The following is a 26280-nucleotide window of genomic DNA, read 5'->3' on the forward strand; positions in this document are numbered from 1 at the left end:
TTCGGAAAAGTATCGTCAAATACTTTTCCAAAAGCTTCATCGCAATTAAATATGAACTTATAAATCATTATAATTTGTGTTCCTGAAAAATACAAGTATTTTTTTTGAGTATCGTGACAGTTTTCGACGAGCCCAACAGGTACTAGGATATGTTTTAAAACTAGCCCTTCAGGCTAATGACCGCGCCAATACGGCCTGTCAGGCCTCGCTCCGCCCGGTACGAAAAAAACAAACTGGTATTGCAGGCGGTACAAACGCCGCTTATTTCAATGTTACGGGTTAAAACACCGATTTCAGCCAATTGAATTTGATTGGCCAGCCATAAGTTGAGCCGCCATTTTTCACCCTCCGGTTTCAGCATAGCCTGCCAGTGCTCAAACTGCGCTTTGCATTGACTGGCCACAACATCATCCACCTCGTAACAGCAAGGACCGATGGAAGGGGCTATGCCGACCAGGCACTCCTGAGGCCTCGTGCCAAAATGATCGCGCATGGCCAGAACTGTCTTTTGCGCAATTTTGGCAACAGTGCCCTTCCAGCCTGCGTGGCTGACGCCAATTGCTTTATTGACAGGATCGACAATCAGTACCGGAACACAATCAGCAAACAATAGCAGCAGCGGCAAATCCGGTGTATTGGTGATCAAAGCATCGGTCGCCGCCAGGGCATCGCCAAACTCGTATGCCCCTTTGCCGGCGTCTGCCGCCTCAACCAGCATCACCTTGGAGCCGTGCACTTGCTCGGCCGTAACCACTTTGCTCAATTCAATGCCGGTGGCCTGACAAAACATTTTCCGGTTTAACCTGACGGCATCCCCAGCATCGCCGGTATGCAAACCGAGATTTAAAGTTGCAAAAGGCGCCTGACTTCTCCCCCCTAATCGTGTTGAAACAGCATGCGCCACAGTCGCACTGTCAAAATGAGAAAACCAGCCGTACCAAACGCCATTGGGCGCATTGCTTAAAGAAAATCCCACGCTGACGATTCCTCCTTTGCTTTAGCGGCACAGATACCGCACCGTGTACAGCCTTCGGTGCAGGGAACAGTAAATTGCCCGGTTTGGGCCTTTTCGAGCTCGTGCTTAAGGTATGCGGCGTCAAAGCCCATGTTGAGTTTCTGCCAGGGCAAAGTTTCCTGTAACGGGCGTTTTCTGTACAAATAAAACGCTTCTTGTAATTGATGTTCTTTCAAGGCTTTCTTAAAATATTTGCTGCCCCCGAGTCTGCAGGCGGTCAGCAAAACAGCGCCCAGCCTGCGGTCGCCGCGGGCCAGAATTCCCTGGACATAGGCTTCTTTGGGTGATTCAATCAGTAGTTCAATTCCTTTTTGGTTACGCAGAGCGGACTGCAGAAATTTCAGCTTCTGTTCCACTTCCCTGACCCCGGCCATAGGCAGCCACTGAAAAGGCGTAAACGGTTTGGGAATAAAGGGATTGATACTCAGTGTCAGCAGGCCTTTGCTGCCGTTGCTGCCCATATAAGCCTTGATTCTTACGGCCATTGCCGCAATGGCTTCAATATCGCTGTTATCCTCATATGGCAGGCCAATCATGATATAAAGTCTTACATTTGGTATGCCAGCCTGACTGGCCATAGAAATTGATTTAGCCAAATGCTCATCGGTAATCCCTTTATTGATAACGTTACGCAGTCTGGCGCTGGCGGCTTCCGGCGCTAAGGTGATGGTTCGCTGCCCGCTTGAAGCCAAAGCGGCTACCAGGCTTTCGGTTAATGAATCGGCCCGCAGCGAAGCAACCGAAAGACCCATGCCTAACGCAGTAATATTGGTGCAAAGTTGATCAATCTGAGGATAGTCCGATATTGCCGCTCCCATTAAACCGACTTTTTTATGCAGCAGCCGGGCCTGCATAACTGCATTCATTATGTTATCCAGCGACCTGACTCTTGGCCGCCGGTAGCAATAACCCGCCATGCAAAACCGGCAATGCCGTCCACAGCCGCGCGCCACTTCAATAAGATACAGGTCTTTAAACTCCGTGTCGGCCGTAACAATAACAGTCTGCGCCGAATGCCGATCCAATTCTTTTATCCAGCGCTTATTGATCGTCTCAGGTACTTCACCGACAGTTGTAATTTTGCTGACCGTGCCATCGTCATGATAAGCGTGACGATAAAACCTTGGCACATAGACGCCTTCAAGCCGGGCTAGTTTCAACAGCAAGGCCTCTCTGGACAAATGTTCGCCGCAGCCTTCATAATACTGGTCCAATAGCTCATGAATGACCTCCTCACCTTCACCGATAATAAAAACATCAATAAAATCGGTTAACGGTTCAGGATTAAATGTTGCGCAGGGGCCGCCGGCAATAATGACCGGATCACCGTCAACTCTTTCGTCCGCCAATAATGGAACTTTGCCCAGTGACAGTATTTTCAGGATATTAAAATAATCCATTTCAAAAGTAATCGCAAACCCGATTAAAGGAAATTCGTATAGTGGCCGCTGTGTTTCAATTGTCATCAGCGGTGTATTGGTGCGGATATATTCCTGTTCTGCTTTTCGATCCGGCATAAACAGCCTTTCGCAAGCGGTATCGGTACGACTATTTATAGCTTGATAGATAATTTGCAAGCCTAAATTGGACATTCCCACATGATAAGTATTGGGATAAATGAGCGCAAAACCATTGCGCGCCCCAGGCGCGAATACCGTTGCTCCCTGTTCCCGGGCCAGCACTGTTTGCAATTGCTCCTTTAAATACCACGACAATAAAACCCACTCCATTTATACGATCGACAAATTCAATAAATGCTCATTATAGCTTTTCCTTTAAAAAAAATCTTAGTATCTTGCGCTATAAAAGGGTGCTCCAAATGCTTGGCATTTGAGTCACCCCTGAACAAAGCCGGTTTTCGTTCTTTGCTTTACCGGTGCTTAGAACGTCTGATCCAAGAAATCATCCATTACTGCAAAGCTCCCGACTGTCGCTCCACAACACAACGCGGCCGGTATGCAAGGACTGTCCGACATCAACTAACCGTTGATTGCTGGAACCGCGAAAAGCCAGTCTCAAGTCACGTTTATCCAGCATAAAAGGTCCATCAACTAAAATATCGGTGGCATAAAGCAATTCCCTGATTGCAGGGTTAGCCACAGACATTGCCAGCAGCTGCTCAAAAGCATAACCGCTATAGGTAACAAGATTTAATCCTCTGGCTGTGATTTTTTTCGCCAGATAAGCCAGCGGAGCGGCCTGCAAAAAGGGTTCACCCCCGGAAAATGTTACCCCGCGGATTAATTTGGTTTTATTGATGATCTTCATCAGCTCATCAATCGCCATCGTTTTTCCGGCCATTGGGTCATGCGTCTCTACATTGTGGCACCCGGCGCAATTGTGAAAACACCCTTGCGTAAAGATCACCAGCCTTAGCCCCGGTCCGTCCACCACACTGTCTTTTAATATGCCGGCAATTCGTAAATCCATTTTTAATCACCTGAATGTTAAATAATTAAGAATGAGCTACCCGCTCTTTTAATTCAACGCCTTTTGCATCATTAAATCTATCCACAGTACTCAAATAGCCGGTAATGCGCCTAACCCGCCTGATGCTCTCGGTATGGCAGGAAGGACAGTAATCGGTATCAATAACGCCTAAATACCCGCAGCCCTCACAAAAATCAACCGGAAAATTCACTCCGGCATAGCCAATATCGCATTCTTTCATATAGCGTAAAATATCTTCCACCGCAGTTAAATTGTTCACGGGCGGCGCGTCGAATTCCACATAGCTGATATGGCCGGCATTGGTATATTTATGATAAACTCCCTCCAGCCTGATTTTATCATAAGCGCTAATAGGATAATTTACCGGTATGTGAAAAGAATTTGTATAATAATCTTTATCGGTCACACCGGGAATCAAACCGTATTCACGGCGGTCCATTTTGACAAACCGCCCGGACAATCCTTCCGCCGGCGTAGCCAGCAGTGTAAAGTTAAGCTGATGCCTGCCGGCGGCTTTATCCAGTTTATTGCGCATAAAGGCAACAATCTCTTCGCCTAAGGCCTGAGCTTCTTGGTTCTCGCCATGATGCGACCCGGTTAAAGCCAGCAGGGTTTCCGCCAAGCCAATGAAGCCGACCGATAATGAGCCGTGCTGAATCACACTGGCAATCGAATCGCTGAATGACAATTGATCGGAATCAAGGTATAACCCCTGACCCATTAAAAACGGCATGTCCTTGACCTTAAGGCCGGCTTGAATCTGATAGCGGTGCAAAAGCTGGTCACACGTCAGATCAATCAGGTCAGACAAGCTTTGGTAAAATTTCATTATATTTCTTTCCGCCTTAATGGCCAAACGGGGCAGATTAATTGTTGTAAAGCTTAAATTCCCCCGTCCGTCGGTAACCTCGGGACCGCATACATTTGACATTACGCGGGTGCGGCAGCCCATATAGCCGACCTGATCGCCATAGGGGCGGTTAAAGGACGAATCCATAAAACTAAAGGTTGGATTTAAACGCTGGGAGGCAACCCGGATGGCCAGTTTAAATAAATCATAATTGGGATCACCGGCATTTAAATTAATCCCCTCCTTGATCCGGAAAATAATATTCGGGAAGATCGGGTTCTCCCCTCTTCCCAGGCCTTTTTCATAAGCCAGCAGGATATTTTTTATCACCATCCGGCCGGGCGGCGTTATGTCTGTGCCAATGTTAAGGCTGGAAAATGGCACTTGCGCTCCGGCCCGGCTATGCATGCTGTTTAAATTATAAATCAGCGCTTCCATTGCCTGATAGACTTCCGCCTCGCCGGCTTTAGCCATAAAGGGAGCCATATCACGATCAAAAAACGCAAACGACTGACCGCCATGCATATCGTTCTGCGAGCTTTGTAAAATAATGGCCGCCAAGGCCGTTGCCGAAGCCGGCCGTTTCGGCGGACGGATAAAACCATGTCCGTTATTAAAGCCGGACTGTAAAAGCTTGCCCAGCGGAATATGGACGCATGTGAGTGTCTTGCCGTAAAAATCAAGATCATGAATATGGATATCGCCGCGAATATGCGCGGATGAGATATTCTCCGGTATCAGCCGGTTAAGATAGTAAGCTTTACTTGCTGCGCTGGCAATTTGCAGCATTTTTGCTGACGGGGAATTGGACACATTTGCGTTTTCACGATTGGTTTCAATTAAAATGTCGGCCACCGCATCCATTAAGTCCGACTTTGCGTCCCGCATTCTGGTGCGCTTATCCCGGTAAAGAATGTAGGCTTTGGCTGTTTTGGCATGGCCCCGTTCAATCAGCACCTTCTCTACCGTATCCTGGACATCCTCTACGCTGAATACTCTGCCGCTGTGCCGTTGTTTGAGATGCTTTAACACATCCAGCGTTAACTCTATTGCAAGCTGCTTGTCCGCCCCGCCGACAGCTTTGGCAGCTTTAAAAATGGCATCGGTAATATTCCCCTCATCAAATTCAACTTCCCGCCCGTCCCGTTTCCTAATCTTTGTAAACATTATGATTCCTCACTTTTCGCAATATCGCCTTCCGGCTTTTGCACTTTCATCAAGTTTTCCAGTTCCTGCATAAAATTATTGATATCGGCAAATTGACGGTAAACTGATGCAAATCGCACATAGGCTACCTGATCAACCTCCCGCAAATGCCGCATGACCAATTCACCGATCGTTTGGGTAGGTATTTCCCGTTCCAGGGAATTTCTAATTTCCTTTTCAATCCGGTCAGCAACAGACTCAATCGTATCAATTGAAATCGGACGTTTTTCACAGGCCCTGATCAATCCGGTCAACAGCTTGTTTCGTTCAAACATTACCCGGCGGCCATCTTTTTTTATCACCATTAAAGGAATTTGCTCAACAACCTCATAAGTAGTAAATCGCTTGCCACAGGTTAAACATTCCCGCCTGCGCCGTATGGAAACGCCCTCTTCAGCTGAACGTGAATCAATTACCTTACTTTCGGCCCATCCACAAAATGGACAACGCATACATCCACCCCTTTAGCCCATATCCAACACAAAATGAGATTTAATTGAGGCGGAGCAGGAACTCCACCTCAATCATTGCTGCAGGGCTTAAATCACGCTGAGTTATCTATATATTGTATTCATATCTATAAAATTACGCCATATATTGTATAATTCCTGCAACAAAAATCAAACTAAAAATAAAAAACGCGATCCTGACGGTTCGCGTTTTTTTATTTCTCCAAGGGTTTTATATCCGCAAAAGTCACTGATTCCACCAGTATTACATCAATGCCAATCTTAACAATTTTCTCCCAGGGAATGACAATATCGGTATTGCGGCCGAATAATCCCAGGATTTTTCCTGACCCCGGAACTACAATCGCCGTAAGTTTACCGGAATCAACATCTATTTCGATATCAGTGATAGCACCCAGGCGTTTGCCATCGATAATATTGATCACTTCCTTCATTTTCAGGTCAGAAATACAACTGGAATATTCACTGTTGCTATTTCTTAGCTTCACCATCCATCACCTCATTAAAAGGCTATGACAAGCATTCAGTTTATAGTACAGTTTTTTCCCAGTGCCTTGGCACAGTTAGATGTTAGTTTTAGACGACGCCGTATTACGGTAATTCATCCGTCAGTAGCTGCAGCATTCAGGGCTTGGACGCAAGGTACTGGCAGGCAGGGCGGCTGAGCAGAAAAGATCGGCACTTAGAATTGCTGAGTGTTAGACAAGAGGGTGTCTTAAAATGCCAAAGCATTTAAGACACCCTCTTGCCCGCTAAACTGTCTGCTTGTCAGCAAAGCAATACTTTTTGCATCCTATGGATTTAACACCCGTTGCATTAGTGACGCTGGTGCTCAACTCTAATGGCCCGCAATGCTCTTTCATGGCGCTCTTTTTCCTGCTTTTGGCGCTCTTTCCATTGCTTTCTGCTTTCATTGGGGCGGCGTTTCATTTCTTTTTCATGACGTTCATTTTCGCGGCGTTCTTGTTGCATTCGGTCTTGGCCATGCCGTCCTTTGTCCCGTTCAGAATGCTGTGCAATCCAGGGGGGAGAATCATGGCCAGGCGCCGCCTCAGTTACCGCCGCTCCCAGCCCTAGCTGCAAAAGAACTGCCAATGAAAAAGCCGCTATTTTTTTACCTGCACTGTTCATAATATCCTCGCCTTCCTATTAGACTTTATCGCCAATATCGTTAGCTCTCAATTGGTGTTTCAGGAATACCAAAGAGCATACTAGCTACACCAGTTGCCCGGTTGCTCTGAGGTTATGCTTAGTATATCTGGTATCTTTTAGAATATATATAGAAAAACCTGGATAACAAAAAAAAAGCCGTCGAGACGGCTATGCCATGATATGAAATCAACGAAAAGCAAATAAGTATTGTTCTGCCATAATCGCCAGCTAAGAACGATTATAAATAATTTGACTTACTTCCTGGCTATCATTAAATACTTCTTGATACTGGCAACGTGAACGCTCACTTTTCCGTAATGTTTGCTTTCTTTTACGATTAAACAAATCTACAACATTCATGCTGAATATATCGCGCAACCGCGTCCTCACACCATTCACAACCTTTCTAAACTGCGCAAAGAATGATCTTGCGGGCGATACGGAGACCTAACGTTTTATATTTTATCATATTTTGCGTCAGTTTTCTGCCGGAAATTTTTGCAAAGGAATTAAGATAATGTTTACATTTAATACATGTGATTCTTTTTACAATAGTATAAAAAAGCGTAGCCAAAAAACACCAACGCTGTCAGCACACCTAACACAATTCCGCCAAAAAAGCTGTACACCTTAATATTCCCCCTTATGGCATTCAGGTAATATCTTGGATTTATTATAATCATGAATATTTTGTTTTTTATTAGAAGGCAAAATCCATGCAGTTAAGCTTGCGGTAAATGCGTCAGCCGGGCTGAAAGCTTTCTTGTTAATTGCCGTATTGAATGAATGGATCAGGTAAACACTACTTTCAGGAAGGGAGGTAATTTTATGGGCAAAAAGCCATCAAATGATTCAATGGCGCAACAAAAAGCAAAAAAACAAAACGAGGAAAATAAAAATCAAACGAAATTTGGTAATCGGCATATGGACGGACCAAATCATCCGTCAACCTGAGAGCAGCACAAGCTGCTCTGTTTTATTTCCAACGATTTTTCAACACTGCTGCGTTGTCGTTAATCGGCATACGTCCCGGTATGCCTCATTCCTCCGCCTTATCTTACGAAAAATCAGCTCGCCATCATCTTGCAGGTACTAGGTGGCAGCAGCACTACTTTCGTTAATTGTGTCACGAATTCCGGTAAAGTTCATATTATGTAATATAGATACTAATAACCACTTTTTAATTACCACCCATTTAATTAACCTCCCTCTTTTACCTGGCTGGTCTTAATGATCAGCCAGTTTTAATTTACAGTCCCGGCCGGCCTGTTCCATAGTTGCTTTTTGTTCCTATTTCTCAATTTATTTGTTGCCTGCGTCTCAAATAAAAAAACGGCCGGCATAAAAATACCAGCCGGATTGTTGTATCTTATCATTAGTACGCTCCTGCTACCTCCTGCGAAAAAATAAGACAAGTTATGGTTATCCCATAGCTTAAGCGCTTCGTCTGTTTTTGCAACCAGCCACAAGCACTATGCTGACCAAGGACCAGTAAACAAGCAATTCAGAGATTTCTTCCAGTATTTGTGAACAAAAGGCCAGCTCCGGAATCAACTCTTTTTCAAAAACAAGCTGTGAAACCGTTGCGGCGATAATCAATACCAATCCATCGATCGCCGATATGCTGATTGACCGTTTAAGGTTGCCCGGTTCGAAATTGCGCCACACCCCGGCCAATAGCACAATAATGGCAAGGGTATTGAGCGGATAAACAAAATTTCCGTACCAGATCTGGTGAATTGACGGAAATCCGGGGCCATTTGGACCAATGATAACCGGTTCGAAAAACACCCTCCCCCAGCTCAATTCACGCCCAATCATCAGTAGCCAGATAAGGACGGAGTAACCCCACAGATTACGAATTTTCTTATCATCACGACTTAAATAGGCTGCAAGCAGAGAACATGCCAGACCAAAAGCGAGAATAAGGACTTGTATATTTTCTATTGGACCATTTTCCCAGCCCCATCTTGACGGAAGAAACAAACCCAGGGGTAAGCTGCATGCCGCCAATACTATGGTGAACCAGGTTGAAGGAAAAAGATCAAAGACGAAAAAACGATTACTTTGCTTTAACATTAAATCACTGCCCTCAACATCAATATAAACGCCGGTTCAAGGAAAATAATTAAAAAATCCTTTTGCCGGCCAAATACAACAGCACTATCACGCCGTTTAATAAAAACCACTACTTTATATTTATATATCTTTTATTATTCACCATTTCTGTCCTAACCCCTTTCACCTTTCATTGAAAACTATCGTAATATTCTATTTCTTGAACTTACTGTGTACAGCATAAAAATCAATTCCAAGCAGCACGCGCTAAAGGTCGCTCCAGCCAATGAAAATCATTTACTATATTACCGGTTAAACCTTAGATTTAAGTTGGAGCCGAAGCAACAAAAAATTCGAACCCGCGTTTGCCGCCAGCCCGAACTAAATTGATAAAACAATATTGAATTATTGCCAAGGCTGCGGCCTGGAAAGCGGCCGGAATGTTTGACTATCAATCTACTAACGCTGCGTACTGCATCTTCTATACTCATCCATCTTTTCCCGGAAATCCTGGCTGACCCGGATTGCTTCAGGAGAGCCGATTCCCTTTTTACTCACAACATCATGCAGTTCCAGCTGCAGTTTTTCAACTTCCTTCCATATATCTGTACACATATTCATCCTCCTTAACAATCTCATATTTATGAGAAATTATAGCACAATGCTTTTGTAAAACCAGCACATTTCCTAGCATCGGCCCGTAATTATTTATCGACAAATTGTTTCAATAATCAGCAGTTTCCGCTGGCCTCTATTCTTTTATCCGTACAGCTAATAAGAAAAGCCTGCAAACAAATCTTTTCGCTAATTTTTCCAAACAGTCTCTCAGTTACTGTCAGAAACCTGTCTTTTTCGAGTACAGATAGTCTAAAAAGCAAAAAAGTCCTGACTCCCTCTCTCCTTTTTAGCAAAACCTTCCTTTATTTATGAATAAAAACAGTAAAATTAACCAATATTAATCGTATCAATTGGAAAGGAGCTTCATTATGGATAAATTTGCCTTGGTTTTAGTAATTGTAGGCGCACTTAACTGGCTATTGGTAGGATTATTTCAATTCGACTTGGTAGCAAGCATTTTTGGTGGACAACAATCAATACTTAGCCGTGCTGTCTATATTTTAGTGGGCCTGTCCGGTATCTGGTGCCTTAAGCTACTGACCAGTAATCCTGCTAGAGCAAATTCTTAACAGAAAACGCAACGAACAAAAGGAGTGTCTCAGAGTGCAAAAGCATTTAAAGACACTCCTTTTTAGTCCAATCTGCAATATAGCAAGAGACATTGTCTCTTCAATTATGCACTTATCGCCAAGATTACTGTTTTTTTACTAAAGGCTTATGGCCAGTTCGTTTTTTATATTTTATAAATGATAAAAATATGGTAATTATTGACTTACCAATTACCCCAATATATAATTATGACATTATATATTGGGGTAATTTTATATTGCCAGTCCTGCCGCCATTACAATTCAAAGTACTTAATATGAGATACCAATCTTGCAGTTACTTTATTGAAAGGAGCAGAAATGAAACAGCCGAACATTCCCTATTTAGAGAACATTTGCTTTGAAAACACTATCCATAAGCATGTGCATAATTTCGGTCATCTAATTTTGCCACTGCAAGGTACTTTAAATTTACAAACCGACCGCCAATCTATGATTGTGGATTTAAAGCATATTCTGTTTTTGCCTCCTAAATATGAACATAGTTACTTTTCCCAGGATAGAAACAAATTTTTAGTATTTTTTATTCCAGCATTTATTGCTGAAAGTTGCTCAAATGAAGTAAAATTTCTGGATTTTGATGCACAATGGCAGGCGTTACGGTTCTTAATGCTCAATGAATATCAAAATCCAACAACAAATACTACAGCGATCAAGCAGTTACTCTACTATTCGTTTCACTTAATACAGCGGGGTCACGAATTTGCATCCCTTCGTTATCTCCGCGAAAACTATCATTCGCGCATATCGCTCAAAATATTAGCTCAGTTAGAACATTATGAGGCCAACTATTATAGTCAGTGGTTTGAAAAAAAGATGGGAATCAATGTGCAAACATTTCTTCATAACTTGAGATTAGCAGAAGCCAAACGCCTGCTAACAGAAACAAATTTTTCCATTCTGGATATTGCTCAACAAGTTGGCTATGAGTATCAAGCATCCTTAACAAGATTATTTAAGCAATACGAAGGAACAACACCGCAAAAATATCGAAAAAAATTCAAAGAACAAGGAAAAAAAACTTTTATATCGCTAAGAATTAGTTCTTTGATCGTGTTTATAATTGAGTAAGGCTAACTATGCCTTACTTTTTTATTTGTTAATTTAGGAGGAGTAAATATGTCTACACATCGTCAGTTAATCGTTTTAAGTTTTTCGGCTTTTGTACTTATGCTCGGTGATGGTATGGTTCTTGCTTTATTACCACAAACAGTCATATCCTTATCGAATACGGTTTCTTTCGTTTGGTATTTAGCGGCAACTTATGCTTTTGCTCAAGTGGTTGCACAACTTCCCATAGGATTACTTGCTGATCGTCACGGGAATAAGCCTTTTTTATTTATGGGATACGTCCTCAGCGTTGTTGCGGGGTTATTGTTCTTCTTCACCACCAATGTAAATTTAATATTTTTAGGAAGAATACTTCAAGGAATAGGTGAAGCACCAATTCTAGGTTTGGCGCCTGCCGCATTATCTATACGGTACGCCGGTCATAAAGGAAAAGCAATTGGAGTATATAATGCCTCGATTTATTTGGGTATGACTACTGGTCCTCTTTTACGGATGACATTGTTTCAAAAATGGTCAGATAAACAAATATTCTTGCTGTATGCTGTCTTATGCGCACTTGGCGTTATACTAATTTCTTGTTTCATGGAAAATATCCGTAAACCACATAAACAAAATACACGATCACAAACAGTAGCTCTTAAGAATTTTTTCGTTTTAATGAAAAGCCCACAGATTTTAGTCGTATGCCTTGGCATCACATTATATGGGGCTGGATTTGGGATATTCATGACAATCATTCCAGCGTTTTTACTAACTGAACAAAAATATGATCAATCCTATATAAACGCTTTCTTCTCATTGTTTTATATTGCGATCAGTACAGCACAAATCATCATTGGTTGGTTATCTGATCGATTAGGAAGAGAAATTTTTATGGTTACCGGCATGTTAATTGCGTCATTTGGTTTATTGCTATTTTTAAATTATGAATATTTCACACTTATTTTAGTTTTATGCTTTTCCAGTTTCGGCTTAGGGACTTACTATTTATCATCTATGGCGTTTCTTAATGAGAAGGTTACAGAAAACCACAAAGGAACAATTAGTGCAATCTTCTATTTGCTTTGGGGATTAGGCATGTTTTGGGGCCCGTTACTATTAACCAATTATATCCAAAATACTAACTATTTATTAGGGTTTTCTCTATTCTCTCAAATACTATTGCTGCAAGCCGTTTTACTCATTATTTCTAAACTGTATTACAAAAATAACAACCCAATTAACAATAGCTTTCATACTTAATTTAAGGATAAAGTGGATAAAAAAATATTATTTTATGATAAATCTGCTCCCTGAAAGTTTGTTATATTTAGTATAATTAAAATTTAAAGGAGGATTTACAATGGCTCATAAGCATTTTCCTGGTTCCGCATGGGTATATAACAAGCAAGAAATCGAAGAAGCTAGAAAAAACGGTAAATTATTAAATTGCGATATTGAAGTATCGCGTAAATGTAATTTGAGATGTATTTTTGTTACTCTGAATCAGGAAATCAATTAAAAGATGAAATGAGTTTTCATGAAATCAAAAGAGTTGTTCAAGATGTTGCCAATCTTGGAGGAAGAACAATTACCTTAACTGGTGGCGAACCAACTATTTATCCGTATTTTTTTGAATTATCAGAATATATTAATCAACTAGGTATGAAAACATTATGTTTTACTAATGGAACTTGCATTACTCCAGAAATCGCAAAAAAAATGTTTGAATTAAATGTACATCCTTGTGTTAGTCTTGAATCTGCAAATGCTTGTGTGCATGATGAAATGGTTGGCTGTATTGGAGCCTTTGAAAAGACAATCGGCGGTATAGATAATTTAATTACAGTGGGTTATACTGATAAAATTCCGCTTACAACTAACTCCGTAATAACCAGTAAAAATTATGCATATTTACCTGAATTGTGGGATTATGTTAAGAGCAGGAATATAGACCCTTTCTTTTTAAGATTAATTTCATCTGGAAGAAGTAGAGAACATGATGAATTGTATGTTTCAAAGGAAGAAATTGAGCAATTGGCGGGAAAAATTGTAAAGCTGAAAAATCATGATTTAGCTATATGTTTGCCATCAATGAGTGAAGAAGGATGTGTAAAACACTTTTTCAGTTGTCATATTGATACACAAGGATATGTACAACTCTGTTCAGGCGTAAATATACACTGTGGTAATATTCGACAAAAAAGCCTGTCAACTATAATTCAGGAATCCCCTCTTATAAGTCTGATGCGTAATATAGATAAAAATATTCAAGGTGAATGTAAAGAATGTACCTATCATGAAAAATGCTACGGTTGCAGAGGAGTAACTTATGCACAAACAGGAGATTTAGTTGCTTTTGACCCTCTTTGCTGGCATAAAAATGTTAGCTAAATAACATTTTTATGCAGTTCTCAAGTCCTTTGTATGAAAGGATCGATGACATGGCTGTTACAAACTTATTGAAAAATTTAAATAAATATATGCTAACTGATGGCTTTCCGTTACTTATGGATTTAGATAAAAGCAGAGGAAATATTATTTACGATACTGTTTCTCATACAGAATACATTGATTTCTTCACAGGTTTTGCTTCTATCCCCATTTCATACAATCATCCTAAGATGAATAATCAAAACTTTATACAAGAAATAGGGAAATATGCATTAGTGAAAGTTACTAACTCTGATATTTATACAAAGCAATTCATTGAGACCGTTTTAGCGTTTAAAGAATTTGCTGTACCAGCATATTTAAAATATATATTTTTTATTGATGGGGGAGCTTTAGCAGTTGAGAATGCGTTAAAAGCCGCTTTCGATTGGAAATTAAAGAAAAATATTGGAAAGCATTGTATTAAGCCCGATAAATTAAAAATTATCCACTTCAAAGAAGCTTTTCATGGCCGCTCAGGATATACATTATCATTGACAAATACTACCCCAATTAAAGTTGCTGGATTTCCGAAATTTAATTGGCCGCGAATAAATAATCCAAAAGTTAAGTTTCCGATTGAGGAAAATATTCTTTCTATAAAGTTAGAAGAAGATAAAGCACTACAGAAAATTAAAATGATTTTAGAGACAAACGCTAAAGAAATTGCAGCTATAATTATTGAGCCAATACAAGGCGAGGGGGGAGACAATCATTTTAGAAAAGAATTTTTACAAAATTTACAGGAACTTGCATTTAGAAATGATGTGTTGTTCATTATTGATGAAGTTCAAACCGGGATGTGTATGACTGGAGAAATATGGGCGCATCAACATTTTAACTTAACTCCAGACATTGTATGTTTTGGTAAGAAGACACAAGTTTGCGGCATTTTAGCTGGTAAACGACTAGATGAAGTAGAAAATCATGTTTTCAAATTATCAAGCCGGATTAATTCAACTTGGGGTGGAAATATTGTCGATTTTATTAGATTAAAACAATATATTAAAATCATCAAGGAAGAAAATTTATTACTAAATGCCAAAATACAAGGGAACTATCTACTAGAAAAATTATATTATTTACAAAAATTATTTCCATCGCTCATATCGAATGTTCGCGGCTTAGGATTATTTGTAGCTTTAGATTTGCCAAATCAAATAATTAGAGATACCATTTTAAAAATGCTTTTTAATAAAAAAGTAATTTTTATTGGATGTGGACAAAATTCTATTCGTTTTCGGCCAATACTTGATGTAACAAGAGAGCAAATTGACATAGTAACGCATAAATGGCATGAAGTCCTACTGGAATTTAGTAATAAGAGCATCACGTTGCCCAAAAAAGTATATAGCAAATAATCTCCTTCTCCTTTAATGTAAAACGGAAGAATCCATCTAGATTTCAAGTAATCTCAGAGCCCCTGAATGAACAGCTCCAGAACAAACGTACAGAAACAAGAAAGCCAAAGGTTGAATATCCAATAAATCATACAAACTGGCATCGCTATTCATATGTCAGTTTGTTTTTTTAGCAAAACATGGAGGGTGTACAAAAATCAAGCTGCCGGTATCTATTTCGAACATTCGTTTGTATCGGACATTGCCGATACCGCCAACATTAGTTACAATAATGAAAGAATGCTAACTCACCCCCTGATTAGGCTCATTTACTAAAAAATATAAATTTAAGGAGGCTGCGCCAAATGTCAATCGTAGATTTTCATAGTTAAACCAAATCGATGATTTCTTATTAACCTATGCGGTTATTGTCAGTCAATATCAGAACAAGTGGCTTATTACAAACACAGGCAGCGTACGACAAGGGGGGGGTGCGGACAAAATCTTAGACTCAAGCTACGAGCCCTAGACTTTGTCTGTATTCTATTGGGCTCATAGCGCCCAATGACATTTTTATCCGCTCTTTTCGATACCACTCCATGTAAGCGTTTATCCTCTGCCTGAAGGTTTCGACCGTAACGCCTGCCCATGATATTCCGTAAAACATTTCGTTTTTCAGCCTGCCAAAGAAGCTCTCGCAAGCAGAATTATCTGGGGAGCAACCTTTCTTTGACATGGATCGTATCAAATGTGCCTGCTCCATACGGCTTATCCAGCCAGCCCAGCGGTAATGGCACCCTCGATCCGAATGAATAATCGGATGTGCTCTCCGTCCTGTAAGCCGGATACCGCATCGTCTAACATGGTGTTTACCAAGTTCGCATCCGGCGAAGTGCCTATCTTCCAGCAGACTGGCATGCCGTCAAAGCAATCAATGATTGGTGAAAGATACACCTTGCCAGTGGGAAGCGCAAACTCGGTTATGTCGGTAAGCCATTTCTGATTCGGTTTATCCGCCTGAAAATTCCGCTCCAGAACATTGGGAACTGCCGGTGTGATTTCGCCTTTATACGGACTATATTTTCTCTTCTTCCCGACCGGAAACAGCCAGCCCATCCTGTTTCATCAGCCTGCGGACTACTTTTTCAGACAGACGCGTACCCTCTTTTGTAAGAAAAGCGTGGATCCTTCGGTATCCGTATCGACCATGGTTATCCGCAAATACTTTTTTTATGTGTTCGCGGACAGACCGATATTTGTCCTCGCTACATAGGACTTGCCGCTGATAATAGTAGCTGCTCCGGGAACAATTGAGCGCACCCAACAGTTGCGGCAGTGAATACTTACTTTTCAAGGCGTCGATAATCACTGCCTTCTCTCGATTCCTGAGAGCCTCCTGATCGACGCCTGGGTCTTTTTTTAATACATTGATGGTTTCCTTCAAGATGTCAATCTGCATTTGCATATCCTGCATTTCGGCTCTGATTGCGTCGATCTCTTCTGAGGAAGAGGCAATCCCTTCTGTAAGTTCACCACGGGGAGCATCAGTCGGATTCATCAGTGCGATTGTTCCTCTTTAGATGTATTTGCGACGCCATGCATAAATACTGGCACGGCTGTATCCAATTTCGTCTGATACAGTTTTACATCTTCTCCGAGTTCAAAGCAACGATGAAGAACTTCTAATTTTAGCTCCACGGACGGATGGCGAGGGTGCTTTTGCTTTGTCAGAAAAATTATGGAGATGCAGAAGTGAAGTTCACTTTATGGATGGTAGATCACTTTACATGCCTGTCCGCTCTTGGCCAGTTCAATTCCTTCCCGCCATTGCGTGAGCGGTAAAATATGCGTAATCACCGGATCGACAACAAGCTTGCCGCTAACCAGTAAACTTTCCATTTGCGTCCAGGTTTTGAACATTTCACGACCATGAATGCCGATGATTTTAGCCTCTTTAAACACTACATCTTTAACTAAATCCAACTCTACCGGTTTATCCGGCAAACCGATCAAAGCAACTCTCCCGCCTTTGCGCAGCAGCCGGAAGGATTGCTTAAGTCCTTCCGGACTTCCGGAAGCTTCGATAATCACGTCCGCACCATAACCGCCTGTAGCTTTCAGCACGATTTGATCGGTATTTTTATCCACAGCATTGAGTGTAATGTCGGCACCCATTTTTATCGCTGCAGCTAACCGGAGATCGCTAATGTCCAGAGCAACTATCTGAGCCGCTCCAAGTGCGGCAGCCGCAGCAACGGCAAACAGGCCAATAGGTCCGCAGCCGATAATTACTACACGACTCCCGCCAACCTGAGTAGCATTAACACCGCGCAAAGCAGTTCCCAGCGGTTCCATCACCGCACCTACATCATAAGAAATCTCCCGGGGAATTTTGCGGATGCAGGCTGCTGGAATTACGGTATATTCGGCAAAACACCCGTCCATATGGATACTGAACATCTTTAAGTTATTGCAAATATGCTGTTCACCGTTTTGGCATTGGTAGCACGCACCACATGGGATATGGGTCTCAGCCACCACCTTGTCGCCGACCTCAATATTCTTTACTTCGCTGCCGACAGCAACAACATCACCGCAACACTCGTGTCCCATAATAACCGGCAATTTGATGCCGGCCCCTTGCGCCCACTGATTCCAGTTAAGTATATGCAGGTCGGTGCCGCACAACGCAGCCGACCGTACCCGCACCAGCACTTCCCGTAAGCCGTATTGAGGTACTGGTATATTGGTTAGTTCTGTAATGTCCGGTGATATTTTAGTTAACGCCTGCATCAGAGCATTCATAGTTAAAGACCCCTTTTCCTTAGGCTAAACAAGAAGAAGAAAGAGTCTGGTATCTGCCAGCCTCCTCTGCTTACCTAGAATAATGGAAGAACAGCACCTTTGTACTTAGTTTCCAAGAACTGTCTTACCCGCTCCGATTTCAATGCTGTTTCAAGCCGTTCCGCATACTTTTCGTTATTCTGATCCTTCTTCACAGCTATAACAAGGGCAAATTTATCACTTTCACTCTTATCCTCTACTGCAATGGCCGTTTTGGGATCTACATTGCCTTGTGCCGCGACAAAAGAATTGATGGCCGATAAATCCACATCATCCAGAGAACTGACAAGTTTCATCACATCAGTTTCAATAATATTCAGGCTCTTGCTGTTTTCAACTATATCGAGTTTCGTCGGCAGGGCAACGCCCTCTTTCAATTTTATTAAGCCAGCACTTTGCAAAAGTTTTAAAGCTCTCGTCCTGTTGCTGGGATCATTAGGAATAGAAACGCTGGCTCCATCCGTCAGATCGTTAAGATTTGTAATTTTTCTTGAGAACAACCCCATGTAATACTTGATTATTCCCTCATGATATTTAACCAGAGTCGTTCCTTTATTCTGGTTAAACTGCAGCAGATAAGGTTCATGCTGAAAAAAGTTAACATCGACACTACCTTCCTGCAGGGCTATATTCGGCGTGACAAGATCATCGAATATTTTCAAGTCCATGGTATAGCCGTCTTGATCGAACTCTTCTTTGGCGACAGTTAGTATATCCTTAAGAATAGGGGATGCACCCACAACCACAGTTCTCTTTTCCGGCGTGTTCGTGTTGGTCGGGTTATTGCCGCAGCCGGCAAATACAATGGCAAGGATCAATGTTAATACAATTGCTGCAACTCTGTTCATAGTTTCCACTCCTCTTTTTTACTTCAATATTTTATATAGATAATTACCCGCAGACTGAATGACTTGTACCAAAATAATAAGAAAAAAAACAGTTCCATACATAATGGTATTGTCAAAATTAGCGTAGCCATAGGTTATCGCCACAGCGCCCAATCCCCCGGCGCCCACTGCTCCAGCCATTGCAGTGCAGCCAAGAATCGCAACGATTGCCAGCGTAATTCCGGAAATTATGGACGGCACCGCTTCCGGAATCATGATGCGGAAAACAATTTGAAAATTGCTTGCGCCAAAAGATTTTGCCGCCTGAACAAGCTCTTTGTCCACTTCTCTCAGGCTTCCTTCTACAAGCCGGGCAATAAATGGCGCGCCAGCAATAGTCAACGGGACAATAGCCGCCTTCTCCCCAATGGAAGTCCCCACAATTGCCCGGGTCAGCGGAATAATGGCAACAATAAGTATAATAAACGGAAAAGACCTGACGATATTAATTGTTGTATCCAGCACTTGATATAAATATCGGTTAGGCTTGAGTCCGTCTTTATGGCTCACAGTTAGCAGGATTGCCAGCATAAACCCGATTGCTGCCGAAAGCACGGTAGCCGAAAAGACCATAAACAGCGTTTTCGAAAACTCAGGCACGACAATTTTATAAATAAGATTAGAAATATCATCCATTGCTTAACTCCTCCCAGGAAACGCCCCGTTCTGTCAGGTATTGTCCAATATCCTGCACTCGTTCGTCATCAACAGTAATTACTAAAGAACCAAGGACTGCATCGCGGTATCTTTCCAGTTTCGCCCCTGACAAAGAAAATCCAACATTGAGTTGCCGCGCCATGTCAGAAAGCAGTCTGTTATTGTCGCTGCTCTCCGCATAGATAATTTTGATCATTTTGCCTCCGCCGGCAATAAGTTCATCGTCTTCTTCACCCAGAAGATTTTTGAGTGACTGCGGTTGCTCCAAAAATACGCTGCTGGCCGTTCCGCTTGCAGAAATCGCTCCACCTTCCAGAATAGATACTTTATGACAGATTTTTCTTACTACCGACATTTGATGGGTAACGATAACTATGGCAATATTGAAGGTTTCGTTAATCATCTTTAACAGTGCAAGAATAGACTGGGTGGTTTTCGGATCAAGCGCTGACGTTGCTTCATCGCATAATAAGATTTTCGGATTGAGAGACAAAGCTCTGGCGATTGCCACTCTTTGCTTCTGTCCACCGCTCAGCATCCTGGGTTTATCATTGATTTTTTCCTCAAGCTCGACAACTTTCAGCAGCTCTCTGACCCGTTTATCAATACTATCCTGGTCATACCCCCAGCACTGCATTGGCAATGCAACATTCTGATACACGGTCTTACGTTCCATCAATGAAAAATGTTGAAAAATCATCCCGATATTTTTCCGGAAATGCCTTATTTTTTTTTCACTATGTTGTTTGATATCAAATCCATCAATTTTCAGACTCCCCGAGTCGTACTTTTCCAACCCGTTAATGCACCGCAGAAGCGTGGATTTACCGGCGCCGCTCCGGCCTACAAGGCCATAAATTTCGCTGTCTTGAATGACTAAACTAATATTTTTTAATATCGCAGTATTGTTATATGACTTTTGTAAATTACGTATCTCTATCAAACTGGCCTCCTCCTTCAGATACAGGTAAATCGGAAATTCAAGATTTTTAAACAAAGTGCGGTCAGGTTGGACTCACCCAAAATCCATGATTTCAAGGCCTATCCTTACTTTTTTACCAAACAGGCGCTACCCCGCGTTCTTTAAATACTTTCACCGCGACATTGACCCCATTCTGTACCTTGGGCCAACCGGCATAGGGCAACAGCTGCAAAAGCGCTTCGATTATTTCATTGGGCGTCAAGCCCACATTCAAAGCGGCATTTAAATGGACTTCCAAAGCTTGCGCCGTATCGCCCTGTGTAACCAGCGACGAGACTGTTACCAATTGTTTTTTTTGCAAATCCAGTCCCGGACGGGAGTAAATATCGCCAAAGGGAAATTCGGCAATATAACGGCTAAGATCCGGCGCAATTTTCTCAAATGAAGATACTACCGCCTTTCCTGATGTTCCAATAACTTCTTGCATTTTTTTCTGGCCTTTTTCATAACGTTCCGACATAAAAGAATTCCCCCAAATATTCATTTCGTTGTGCAGTCTTATTTAGCAAAAACAACAAAAAACCAAAGATGCAGGTGTTTAGTCCTACTTCTTTGGCCTTCAGTTTTCTGATCAACCATCATATGCACATTTATGACAAATCAAGCTAAATTTAAATTGATTATACACATACCGGATAGCACTGTCAATACTGCATGGTTGAAATTTTGTAAACATAAAAAAGAAACCCTTCAAGTCGGTGCTGCCGTTACACCAACTTAAAGGGTTCCCCAAAATCCGGGAACAGTCTTGCTGATCAATTACTCGCATACCTATTGCGTACTTCCATTGCTGCATAACGAGGATTCTACCAGAATAACATCAGCGCCTATTTTATTTATTTTTTCCCAGGAAATCACAATATCATCATCTCGCCCAAATAAGCCCAGAAATTTTCCCGTCCCCGGCACTACGATCGCTGTAAGCCTGCCGGTTTCTATATCAATTTCGATATCGGTAATAGTTCCCAGCCTTTTACCATCATTAACATTCACTACTTCTTTCATTTTAAAATCAGACGTCTTCACCACATTCAGCCCCCTCCCGTTGTTTCCTACATTCATTATATGCCGGCAAGGGCTGAACGTGCTCAGTTTGATGATTCAATATTACTTGCTTTGAGGGCCTGCCATAATTCTGCTATTTTCCATTTTACTTCAATTTCTGTTGGGCTTTTCTCCGTTATTACGGCGGCCTTCCCTTGCACCGCCGGTACTGCCGTTGCATTCGTAACATCAATAAAGCACAACGGCGGGAACAAAACACACCACCAGTTTTTACCTTCGGCACTACCGATCAGAATACGGACAGCTTCATATTTACCGGCCGGAAGAACGAAATTACCGTATGATTTTACCGGAAAATCAAATAGGCCAAACTGTATGTCAACGGGATAATTGCAGCCATTTTCACTTAACACTTGTTTAGCAATATCCACAATTCTATTCTGATTATCTTGAACCACTCTGCGGGCTGCTTCGGGTTCGGTAAGATGCTCTAACTGCGGCGCCAAATCGGCAATGATGGCATCCCGTACTTTAAGCTTTAATTGTTGATCTTCCGGATTGTCACTGTTTGCCAACACATGCAGTCTGATTAATTCCGACTGCCCAAAAGTGGCCGGGGCATTGTCCTTCACTTCCTCAATTAGGAAAATCCAGCCCATGGACACAAATAGTAAAATACTTACTATTAAAATTATTTTCTGTAAATTTCTCCTCAAAATATAAGCCTCCAGTCAAATATGTTTTCGCATATGACTTAGTGCCGCTTTTTCCAGTCGTGACACTTGCGCCTGCGATATACCAATTTCATCGGCAACCTCCATTTGGGTTTTGCCTTCAAAAAAGCGTAAGGTTAAAATATGCTTTTCGCGGTCACTTAGCCGCCGCAGAGCTTCTTTTATTGCCACACCTTCCAGCCAGTTCATATCCAAATTCCGGTCATCGCTTATTTGATCCATCACGAAGATGGGATCGCCGCCATCGTGATAAATTGGCTCAAACAATGATATTGGCTCTTGAATTGCATCAAGAGCAAAAATAATTTCCTCACGTTGTATTTTCAGCTCATCGGCAATCTCATTGATGGAAGGTTCACGGGAATATTTGCTGACAAGGGAATCCCGTACCTGCAATGCTTTATAGGCGATATCCCGCATGGACCTGCTGACCCTGATCGGGTTATTATCGCGTAAATACCGTCGAATTTCTCCAATAATCATGGGTACAGCGTAAGTGGAAAACTTTACATTCTGCGAAAGGTCAAAGTTGTCGATCGCTTTCATTAAACCAATGCAGCCTACCTGGAATAAGTCGTCAACATATTCACCGCGATTATTGAAACGTTGAATAACACTGAGTACTAAACGTAGATTTCCATAGATCAGCTGTTCGCGGGCGGACAACTCTCCCCCCTGTAACACTTCAAACAACTCACGCATTTTACTGGCGGAAAGCACCGGGAGTTTTGCCGTATTTACACCACAAATTTCTACTTTATTTACAATCATTAATAGTACCCTCCCAATTGGTTTCCATGATTTTATGTTACAAGAGAATTATTGCCATGCCTGACGGCTTTTATTCACCCGATCCGATAATATATATTGGCATAAAAAAAACAGCTTACCTGGTCCTCCAGGGTAAGCTGACTGTACTAAAAGCACAAAGCTAAAAACCGCAAATAAAAAAACACCCGTTAAGGGTGCTTTTACAGCTATTCCATTCGGCTGATCTCTTTTCTCAAGCGCTTAATGATTCTTTTCTCCAGCCTGGATATGTACGACTGGGATATTCCCAGCATATCGGCAACATCCTTCTGCGTTTTTTCAATCCCATCCTCATTTAAGCCAAAGCGTAATTCCATGATCCGCCTTTCCCGCCCTGATAATTTACTCATCGCTGCATATAACAAGGTTTTATCTACTTCCTCTTCCACTGATTTATAGATGATATCGTTCTCAGTACCAAGTACATCCGACAATAATAACTCATTGCCGTCCCAGTCAATATTCAATGGTTCGTCAAAAGATACCTCGGCCCGGGTCTTGCTGTTACGGCGCAAATACATCAGAATCTCGTTTTCAATACACCGTGAAGCATAGGTCGCCAGCTTTATTTTCTTTACCGGGTCAAAGGTATTTACTGCTTTAATTAAACCAATTGTCCCAATACTTACTAAATCTTCAATTCCCACGCCGGTATTCTCAAATTTTCGGGCAATGTATACGACTAATCGTAGATTGCGTTCAATAAACACACTCTTAACCGCATGATCGCCTTTCTGAAGACGATTTAATAAAAAAACTTCTTCATCATTACTTAAAGGAGGCGGTAATATTTCCGTACTGCCAACATAAAATACCTCGTCAGGCTTAAGCAGTCTCAAAAATTGCAATAATGCAATGAATTTGATTCTGAAAAGCAGCTTAATTATCGGCCAACTGATGCGCATACACCGACCTCCTCCTGATTAGCTATAGAGCTGATAACTGCTGGATGCAATAGTGCGGCATAGGTACCATCATTGGATAAATGCCCGGTATAAATAGCTAAGACTACATCCTTGGCAGACTGTAAACCACTTTTTGTCACGATACTCACCTGGTCAGGACGAAAACCCAAAAGCATACTATGGGTTCCAACACCCTGATAGGGGATGATTTGGACTCTGGACAACCAGTCATTGTCAGGGCAGGCATCAAGATTTGTCAGCCACAACTCCGGTGCAGTAAGGCTGAGATGACCGCTAACGGCAGCACCTAAAATTCCCTTAAGCTTCGAGTACTCTACAACTACTACCGGCTTCCGGCCTACCGGCGTGTATAAACAGTTTCCGGTATCAAGCAGCGAAGTTACTTCAGCCCTGCGCCCCCTGTACTCAATCATTACCGGATAAAAATTTCCCCTTCTGAACATCCTGGACAGCATTCGCCGCATAACCAGGCCGACAAGCAGCACGCCTGCCGCCGTTCCCGCAATTAAGCTTTCGGCGTCAATCTGATTTAACCGGGCATGCTCAAACTGCAAATAACTGCTATTTTGCCAAAAATAACTCCAGCCCACCACCGCTCCTCCTAAAATAAACGATACCACATAAAAGATTCCCAGCAGCAGCACATTGATGCGCATAGACCTGGCGCCAAAAGCAACCATGATCAAAACAACTGAAACCATTAATTTAGCTGGAGCACTATGCAAAAAAACGAACTCAGGCCATACGCCGCTTACGACAAATCCACCTCCTAAACAGGCCGCAGCTAGAATCCGCCATTTTTTATAGGCAATCCCCGCTGCCAAGGCAGTGAGTATGAGAATGATACTGTTCATCATTATGTTAAGTCCAAACAGGACATCAATATAAACGCTCATTACAAGACCTGCCTATTTTCAATATGCTATTCATAACAATATATGGCCATACTGTTGAATTCATTCCAATTATAACAATTGAATCTTTCAAACTTTGTAAATTTATGGTAAATAACTTAAATATTTTATGACTATATTACAGATCATTTGTACAGCAGCTTTCCACAATAAAAAAGGGAGTGTCTCAAAATGCAAAAGCATTTAAAGACGCTCCCTATGTTATATCCTCAGCTTGGTCTAACGGCGCATCCAGGCAGGGATATCTAAATCCTTCATCTTAAAGGTTTCAATATTTGCTGTTTCAACTTTACCGGTGGATATTTTGGCAGGTTTGGGATCAAAACCGGTAGCAATAACGGTTACCCGAATCTCATCCTGAAATTTTTCGTCAATAACCGCCCCAAAAATAATATTTGCTTCGGGGTCGGCGGCATTGGCAATAATTTCGGCAGCCTCATTAACCTCAAATAAGCCCAGACTGGTGCCTCCGGTAATATTGAGCAATACCCCGCGGGCTCCTTCAATTGAAGTTTCCAGCAGAGGGCTTTTAATTGCCGCTTCCGCGGCAACCACGGCCCGGTTATCTCCGGTACCTATGCCGATTCCCATTAATGCCGAACCGGTCTCGGTCATGATTGTCTTAACATCGGCAAAGTCTAAGTTAATCAGGCCGGGGACGGCAATGAGATCGGAAATCCCCTGAACGCCTTGCCGCAAAACATCGTCGGCAATTCTAAAGGCATCCATAATTGAAGTACGCTTGTCGACAACCTGCATTAAACGGTCATTCGGTATCGTGATCAACGTATCCACTTTCTCTTTTAACTTTGCCGTGCCCCGTTCAGCTTGGCTTTGGCGCCGGCGCCCTTCAAACGAAAATGGTTTGGTGACAACACCTACGGTCAGCGCCCCTACCTCTTTTGCACATTCGGCCACAATCGGAGCCGCGCCGGTTCCGGTTCCGCCGCCCATACCGGCGGTGACAAAAACCATGTCCGCACCTTTTAACGCTTTGATGATTTCTTCTTTACTCTCTTGCGCCGCTTTCTCACCTACTTCGGGATTTGCACCGGCCCCCAAACCTTTGGTCAGCTTTTCGCCAATTTGTATCCGGTATGGCGCTAACGCATGAATTAAGGCCTGGGCATCGGTATTCACCGATACAAACTCGACCCCCTGCAAGCCGGCTGTAATCATTCTATTCACAGCATTATTTCCGCCGCCGCCTACACCAATAACTTTAATATTAGCAAACTGATTAAAATCCATATCAAATTCAAGCATCGCT

At 42.2% G+C, this 26280-nt stretch carries 30 protein-coding genes; 7 read left to right on the plus strand and 23 right to left on the minus strand.

The genetic code is table 11. The annotated features are described in order from the left end of the window. Positions 1 to 160 precede the first annotated feature (160 nt). From pgeF to BLR06_RS03065, 7 genes are all read right to left on the minus strand, one after another. Positions 161 to 976 (minus strand): peptidoglycan editing factor PgeF, encoded by an 816-nt coding sequence (gene pgeF / locus BLR06_RS03035; protein WP_092068142.1) that lies wholly within the window; start codon positions 974 to 976, stop codon positions 161 to 163. Next, complete coding sequence (locus BLR06_RS03040; RefSeq protein ID WP_092068144.1) at positions 961 to 2730, minus strand: TIGR03960 family B12-binding radical SAM protein; 1770 nt, start codon at positions 2728 to 2730, stop codon at positions 961 to 963. Before BLR06_RS03040 ends, pgeF begins: the two co-directional genes overlap by 16 nt. A gap of 187 nt (positions 2731 to 2917) precedes the next feature. After that, positions 2918 to 3445 (minus strand): anaerobic ribonucleoside-triphosphate reductase activating protein, encoded by a 528-nt coding sequence (gene nrdG / locus BLR06_RS03045; RefSeq protein ID WP_092068146.1) that lies wholly within the window; start codon positions 3443 to 3445, stop codon positions 2918 to 2920. Positions 3446 to 3470: 25 nt separating this feature from the next. Continuing rightward, positions 3471 to 5483: an anaerobic ribonucleoside-triphosphate reductase gene (gene nrdD / locus BLR06_RS03050; RefSeq protein WP_092068148.1), complete on the minus strand. Its 2013-nt coding sequence runs from the start codon at positions 5481 to 5483 to the stop codon at positions 3471 to 3473. Further along, a complete protein-coding gene (nrdR, locus tag BLR06_RS03055) occupies positions 5483 to 5974 on the minus strand; it encodes a transcriptional regulator NrdR (RefSeq protein WP_092068150.1) in 492 nt (163 codons plus the stop codon). The genes nrdD and nrdR overlap by 1 nt, the downstream gene beginning before the upstream one ends. Before the next feature lie 212 nt (positions 5975 to 6186). Beyond that, positions 6187 to 6483, minus strand: coding sequence for a YlmC/YmxH family sporulation protein (locus BLR06_RS03060; protein WP_092068152.1), 297 nt, complete (start codon positions 6481 to 6483; stop codon positions 6187 to 6189). Positions 6484 to 6808: 325 nt separating this feature from the next. After that, positions 6809 to 7123, minus strand: coding sequence for a hypothetical protein (locus tag BLR06_RS03065; protein WP_092068154.1), 315 nt, complete (start codon positions 7121 to 7123; stop codon positions 6809 to 6811). Positions 7124 to 7972: 849 nt separating this feature from the next. Between BLR06_RS03065 and BLR06_RS20185 the strand changes: the two genes are divergently transcribed. Next, complete coding sequence (locus BLR06_RS20185) at positions 7973 to 8098, plus strand: hypothetical protein (RefSeq protein WP_255319465.1); 126 nt, start codon at positions 7973 to 7975, stop codon at positions 8096 to 8098. 480 nt (positions 8099 to 8578) lie between these two features. On the opposite strand, the gene BLR06_RS03070 is transcribed toward BLR06_RS20185, so the two are convergent. Both BLR06_RS03070 and BLR06_RS19145 read right to left on the minus strand, forming a co-directional pair. Further along, positions 8579 to 9223: a hypothetical protein gene (locus tag BLR06_RS03070; RefSeq protein WP_092068156.1), complete on the minus strand. Its 645-nt coding sequence runs from the start codon at positions 9221 to 9223 to the stop codon at positions 8579 to 8581. 438 nt (positions 9224 to 9661) lie between these two features. Beyond that, positions 9662 to 9817, minus strand: a complete 156-nt coding sequence (locus BLR06_RS19145) for an aspartyl-phosphate phosphatase Spo0E family protein (RefSeq protein WP_173812562.1) — start codon at positions 9815 to 9817, stop codon at positions 9662 to 9664. Between the two features lie 371 nt (positions 9818 to 10188). Between BLR06_RS19145 and BLR06_RS03075 the strand changes: the two genes are divergently transcribed. The 6 genes from BLR06_RS03075 (at position 10189) to lat (ending at position 15272) form a co-directional block, all read left to right on the plus strand. Beyond that, positions 10189 to 10389: a DUF378 domain-containing protein gene (locus BLR06_RS03075; RefSeq protein WP_092068158.1), complete on the plus strand. Its 201-nt coding sequence runs from the start codon at positions 10189 to 10191 to the stop codon at positions 10387 to 10389. Positions 10390 to 10728: 339 nt separating this feature from the next. Further along, positions 10729 to 11499 carry a helix-turn-helix transcriptional regulator gene (locus tag BLR06_RS03080; protein WP_092068160.1) on the plus strand — a complete coding sequence of 257 codons (771 nt, stop codon included), beginning with the start codon at positions 10729 to 10731 and terminating at the stop codon, positions 11497 to 11499. 48 nt (positions 11500 to 11547) lie between these two features. Beyond that, complete coding sequence (locus tag BLR06_RS03085; RefSeq protein ID WP_092068162.1) at positions 11548 to 12741, plus strand: MFS transporter; 1194 nt, start codon at positions 11548 to 11550, stop codon at positions 12739 to 12741. A gap of 100 nt (positions 12742 to 12841) precedes the next feature. Continuing rightward, positions 12842 to 13000: a hypothetical protein gene (locus tag BLR06_RS19395; protein ID WP_173812564.1), complete on the plus strand. Its 159-nt coding sequence runs from the start codon at positions 12842 to 12844 to the stop codon at positions 12998 to 13000. Between the two features lie 8 nt (positions 13001 to 13008). Then, on the plus strand, positions 13009 to 13872 hold the full coding sequence (locus tag BLR06_RS03090) for a radical SAM protein (protein ID WP_173812566.1): 864 nt from the start codon (positions 13009 to 13011) through the stop codon (positions 13870 to 13872). Positions 13873 to 13922: 50 nt separating this feature from the next. Then, positions 13923 to 15272, plus strand: coding sequence for an L-lysine 6-transaminase (gene lat / locus BLR06_RS03095; protein WP_092068166.1), 1350 nt, complete (start codon positions 13923 to 13925; stop codon positions 15270 to 15272). A 490-nt stretch (positions 15273 to 15762) separates the two neighbouring features. Here the strand turns inward: lat and BLR06_RS20315 are convergent, their stop codons facing one another. The 14 genes from BLR06_RS20315 to ftsZ form a co-directional block, all read right to left on the minus strand. Continuing rightward, positions 15763 to 16014, minus strand: coding sequence for an IS3 family transposase (locus BLR06_RS20315; protein WP_092068168.1), 252 nt, complete (start codon positions 16012 to 16014; stop codon positions 15763 to 15765). A gap of 5 nt (positions 16015 to 16019) precedes the next feature. Beyond that, complete coding sequence (locus BLR06_RS03105) at positions 16020 to 16367, minus strand: DDE-type integrase/transposase/recombinase (RefSeq protein ID WP_092068170.1); 348 nt, start codon at positions 16365 to 16367, stop codon at positions 16020 to 16022. Next, a complete protein-coding gene (locus tag BLR06_RS03110; protein WP_092068172.1) occupies positions 16327 to 16809 on the minus strand; it encodes an IS3 family transposase in 483 nt (160 codons plus the stop codon). The genes BLR06_RS03105 and BLR06_RS03110 overlap by 41 nt, the downstream gene beginning before the upstream one ends. Positions 16810 to 17015: 206 nt before the next feature. Then, positions 17016 to 18056 carry a zinc-binding dehydrogenase gene (locus BLR06_RS03115; protein WP_092068175.1) on the minus strand — a complete coding sequence of 347 codons (1041 nt, stop codon included), beginning with the start codon at positions 18054 to 18056 and terminating at the stop codon, positions 17016 to 17018. Between the two features lie 74 nt (positions 18057 to 18130). Then, on the minus strand, positions 18131 to 18943 hold the full coding sequence (locus BLR06_RS03120) for a MetQ/NlpA family ABC transporter substrate-binding protein (RefSeq protein WP_092068177.1): 813 nt from the start codon (positions 18941 to 18943) through the stop codon (positions 18131 to 18133). An 18-nt stretch (positions 18944 to 18961) separates the two neighbouring features. Beyond that, positions 18962 to 19618 (minus strand): methionine ABC transporter permease, encoded by a 657-nt coding sequence (locus tag BLR06_RS03125; RefSeq protein ID WP_092068179.1) that lies wholly within the window; start codon positions 19616 to 19618, stop codon positions 18962 to 18964. After that, positions 19611 to 20582, minus strand: a complete 972-nt coding sequence (locus BLR06_RS03130) for a methionine ABC transporter ATP-binding protein (protein ID WP_092069819.1) — start codon at positions 20580 to 20582, stop codon at positions 19611 to 19613. The genes BLR06_RS03125 and BLR06_RS03130 overlap by 8 nt, the downstream gene beginning before the upstream one ends. 112 nt (positions 20583 to 20694) lie before the next feature. Next, entirely contained in the window at positions 20695 to 21081 is a 387-nt protein-coding gene (locus BLR06_RS03135) for a carboxymuconolactone decarboxylase family protein (RefSeq protein ID WP_092068181.1), read from the minus strand. Positions 21082 to 21392: 311 nt separating this feature from the next. After that, positions 21393 to 21650: a YlmC/YmxH family sporulation protein gene (locus BLR06_RS03140; RefSeq protein WP_245697998.1), complete on the minus strand. Its 258-nt coding sequence runs from the start codon at positions 21648 to 21650 to the stop codon at positions 21393 to 21395. A 59-nt stretch (positions 21651 to 21709) separates the two neighbouring features. After that, positions 21710 to 22342 carry a stage II sporulation protein R gene (spoIIR, locus tag BLR06_RS03145; protein WP_092068185.1) on the minus strand — a complete coding sequence of 211 codons (633 nt, stop codon included), beginning with the start codon at positions 22340 to 22342 and terminating at the stop codon, positions 21710 to 21712. Positions 22343 to 22357: 15 nt separating this feature from the next. Beyond that, positions 22358 to 23131, minus strand: a complete 774-nt coding sequence (gene sigG, locus BLR06_RS03150) for an RNA polymerase sporulation sigma factor SigG (RefSeq protein WP_092068187.1) — start codon at positions 23129 to 23131, stop codon at positions 22358 to 22360. Positions 23132 to 23337: 206 nt separating this feature from the next. Next, on the minus strand, positions 23338 to 24075 hold the full coding sequence (gene sigE / locus BLR06_RS03155) for an RNA polymerase sporulation sigma factor SigE (protein WP_092068189.1): 738 nt from the start codon (positions 24073 to 24075) through the stop codon (positions 23338 to 23340). Next, a complete protein-coding gene (gene spoIIGA / locus BLR06_RS03160) occupies positions 24054 to 24992 on the minus strand; it encodes a sigma-E processing peptidase SpoIIGA (protein ID WP_092068191.1) in 939 nt (312 codons plus the stop codon). The genes sigE and spoIIGA overlap by 22 nt, the downstream gene beginning before the upstream one ends. A gap of 237 nt (positions 24993 to 25229) precedes the next feature. Then, positions 25230 to 26276, minus strand: coding sequence for a cell division protein FtsZ (gene ftsZ, locus BLR06_RS03165; RefSeq protein WP_092068193.1), 1047 nt, complete (start codon positions 26274 to 26276; stop codon positions 25230 to 25232). Between the last annotated feature and the right edge of the window lie 4 nt (positions 26277 to 26280).

The sequence above is a fragment of the Dendrosporobacter quercicolus genome (genome assembly GCF_900104455.1).
In the GTDB taxonomy this organism is placed as follows: domain Bacteria; phylum Bacillota; class Negativicutes; order DSM-1736; family Dendrosporobacteraceae; genus Dendrosporobacter; species Dendrosporobacter quercicolus.

What these genes read in the sequence shown, in the direction of transcription:
- nrdG (WP_092068146.1), bottom strand. Translation starts at nt 3,445, where the DNA reads ATGGATTTACGAATTGCCGGCATATTAAAAGACAGTGTGGTGGACGGA.
- nrdD (WP_092068148.1), bottom strand. Translation starts at nt 5,483, where the DNA reads ATGTTTACAAAGATTAGGAAACGGGACGGGCGGGAAGTTGAATTTGAT.
- nrdR (WP_092068150.1), bottom strand. Translation starts at nt 5,974, where the DNA reads ATGCGTTGTCCATTTTGTGGATGGGCCGAAAGTAAGGTAATTGATTCA.
- BLR06_RS03060 (WP_092068152.1), bottom strand. Translation starts at nt 6,483, where the DNA reads ATGGTGAAGCTAAGAAATAGCAACAGTGAATATTCCAGTTGTATTTCT.
- BLR06_RS03065 (WP_092068154.1), bottom strand. Translation starts at nt 7,123, where the DNA reads ATGAACAGTGCAGGTAAAAAAATAGCGGCTTTTTCATTGGCAGTTCTT.
- BLR06_RS20185 (WP_255319465.1), top strand. Translation starts at nt 7,973, where the DNA reads ATGGGCAAAAAGCCATCAAATGATTCAATGGCGCAACAAAAAGCAAAA.
- BLR06_RS03070 (WP_092068156.1), bottom strand. Translation starts at nt 9,223, where the DNA reads ATGTTAAAGCAAAGTAATCGTTTTTTCGTCTTTGATCTTTTTCCTTCA.
- BLR06_RS19145 (WP_173812562.1), bottom strand. Translation starts at nt 9,817, where the DNA reads ATGTGTACAGATATATGGAAGGAAGTTGAAAAACTGCAGCTGGAACTG.
- BLR06_RS03075 (WP_092068158.1), top strand. Translation starts at nt 10,189, where the DNA reads ATGGATAAATTTGCCTTGGTTTTAGTAATTGTAGGCGCACTTAACTGG.
- BLR06_RS03080 (WP_092068160.1), top strand. Translation starts at nt 10,729, where the DNA reads ATGAAACAGCCGAACATTCCCTATTTAGAGAACATTTGCTTTGAAAAC.
- BLR06_RS03085 (WP_092068162.1), top strand. Translation starts at nt 11,548, where the DNA reads ATGTCTACACATCGTCAGTTAATCGTTTTAAGTTTTTCGGCTTTTGTA.
- BLR06_RS19395 (WP_173812564.1), top strand. Translation starts at nt 12,842, where the DNA reads ATGGCTCATAAGCATTTTCCTGGTTCCGCATGGGTATATAACAAGCAA.
- BLR06_RS03090 (WP_173812566.1), top strand. Translation starts at nt 13,009, where the DNA reads ATGAGTTTTCATGAAATCAAAAGAGTTGTTCAAGATGTTGCCAATCTT.
- lat (WP_092068166.1), top strand. Translation starts at nt 13,923, where the DNA reads ATGGCTGTTACAAACTTATTGAAAAATTTAAATAAATATATGCTAACT.
- BLR06_RS20315 (WP_092068168.1), bottom strand. Translation starts at nt 16,014, where the DNA reads ATGGAGCAGGCACATTTGATACGATCCATGTCAAAGAAAGGTTGCTCC.
- BLR06_RS03105 (WP_092068170.1), bottom strand. Translation starts at nt 16,367, where the DNA reads ATGGGCTGGCTGTTTCCGGTCGGGAAGAAGAGAAAATATAGTCCGTAT.
- BLR06_RS03110 (WP_092068172.1), bottom strand. Translation starts at nt 16,809, where the DNA reads ATGAATCCGACTGATGCTCCCCGTGGTGAACTTACAGAAGGGATTGCC.
- BLR06_RS03115 (WP_092068175.1), bottom strand. Translation starts at nt 18,056, where the DNA reads ATGAATGCTCTGATGCAGGCGTTAACTAAAATATCACCGGACATTACA.
- BLR06_RS03120 (WP_092068177.1), bottom strand. Translation starts at nt 18,943, where the DNA reads ATGAACAGAGTTGCAGCAATTGTATTAACATTGATCCTTGCCATTGTA.
- BLR06_RS03125 (WP_092068179.1), bottom strand. Translation starts at nt 19,618, where the DNA reads ATGGATGATATTTCTAATCTTATTTATAAAATTGTCGTGCCTGAGTTT.
- BLR06_RS03135 (WP_092068181.1), bottom strand. Translation starts at nt 21,081, where the DNA reads ATGTCGGAACGTTATGAAAAAGGCCAGAAAAAAATGCAAGAAGTTATT.
- sigG (WP_092068187.1), bottom strand. Translation starts at nt 23,131, where the DNA reads ATGATTGTAAATAAAGTAGAAATTTGTGGTGTAAATACGGCAAAACTC.
- sigE (WP_092068189.1), bottom strand. Translation starts at nt 24,075, where the DNA reads ATGCGCATCAGTTGGCCGATAATTAAGCTGCTTTTCAGAATCAAATTC.
- spoIIGA (WP_092068191.1), bottom strand. Translation starts at nt 24,992, where the DNA reads ATGAGCGTTTATATTGATGTCCTGTTTGGACTTAACATAATGATGAAC.
- ftsZ (WP_092068193.1), bottom strand. Translation starts at nt 26,276, where the DNA reads ATGCTTGAATTTGATATGGATTTTAATCAGTTTGCTAATATTAAAGTT.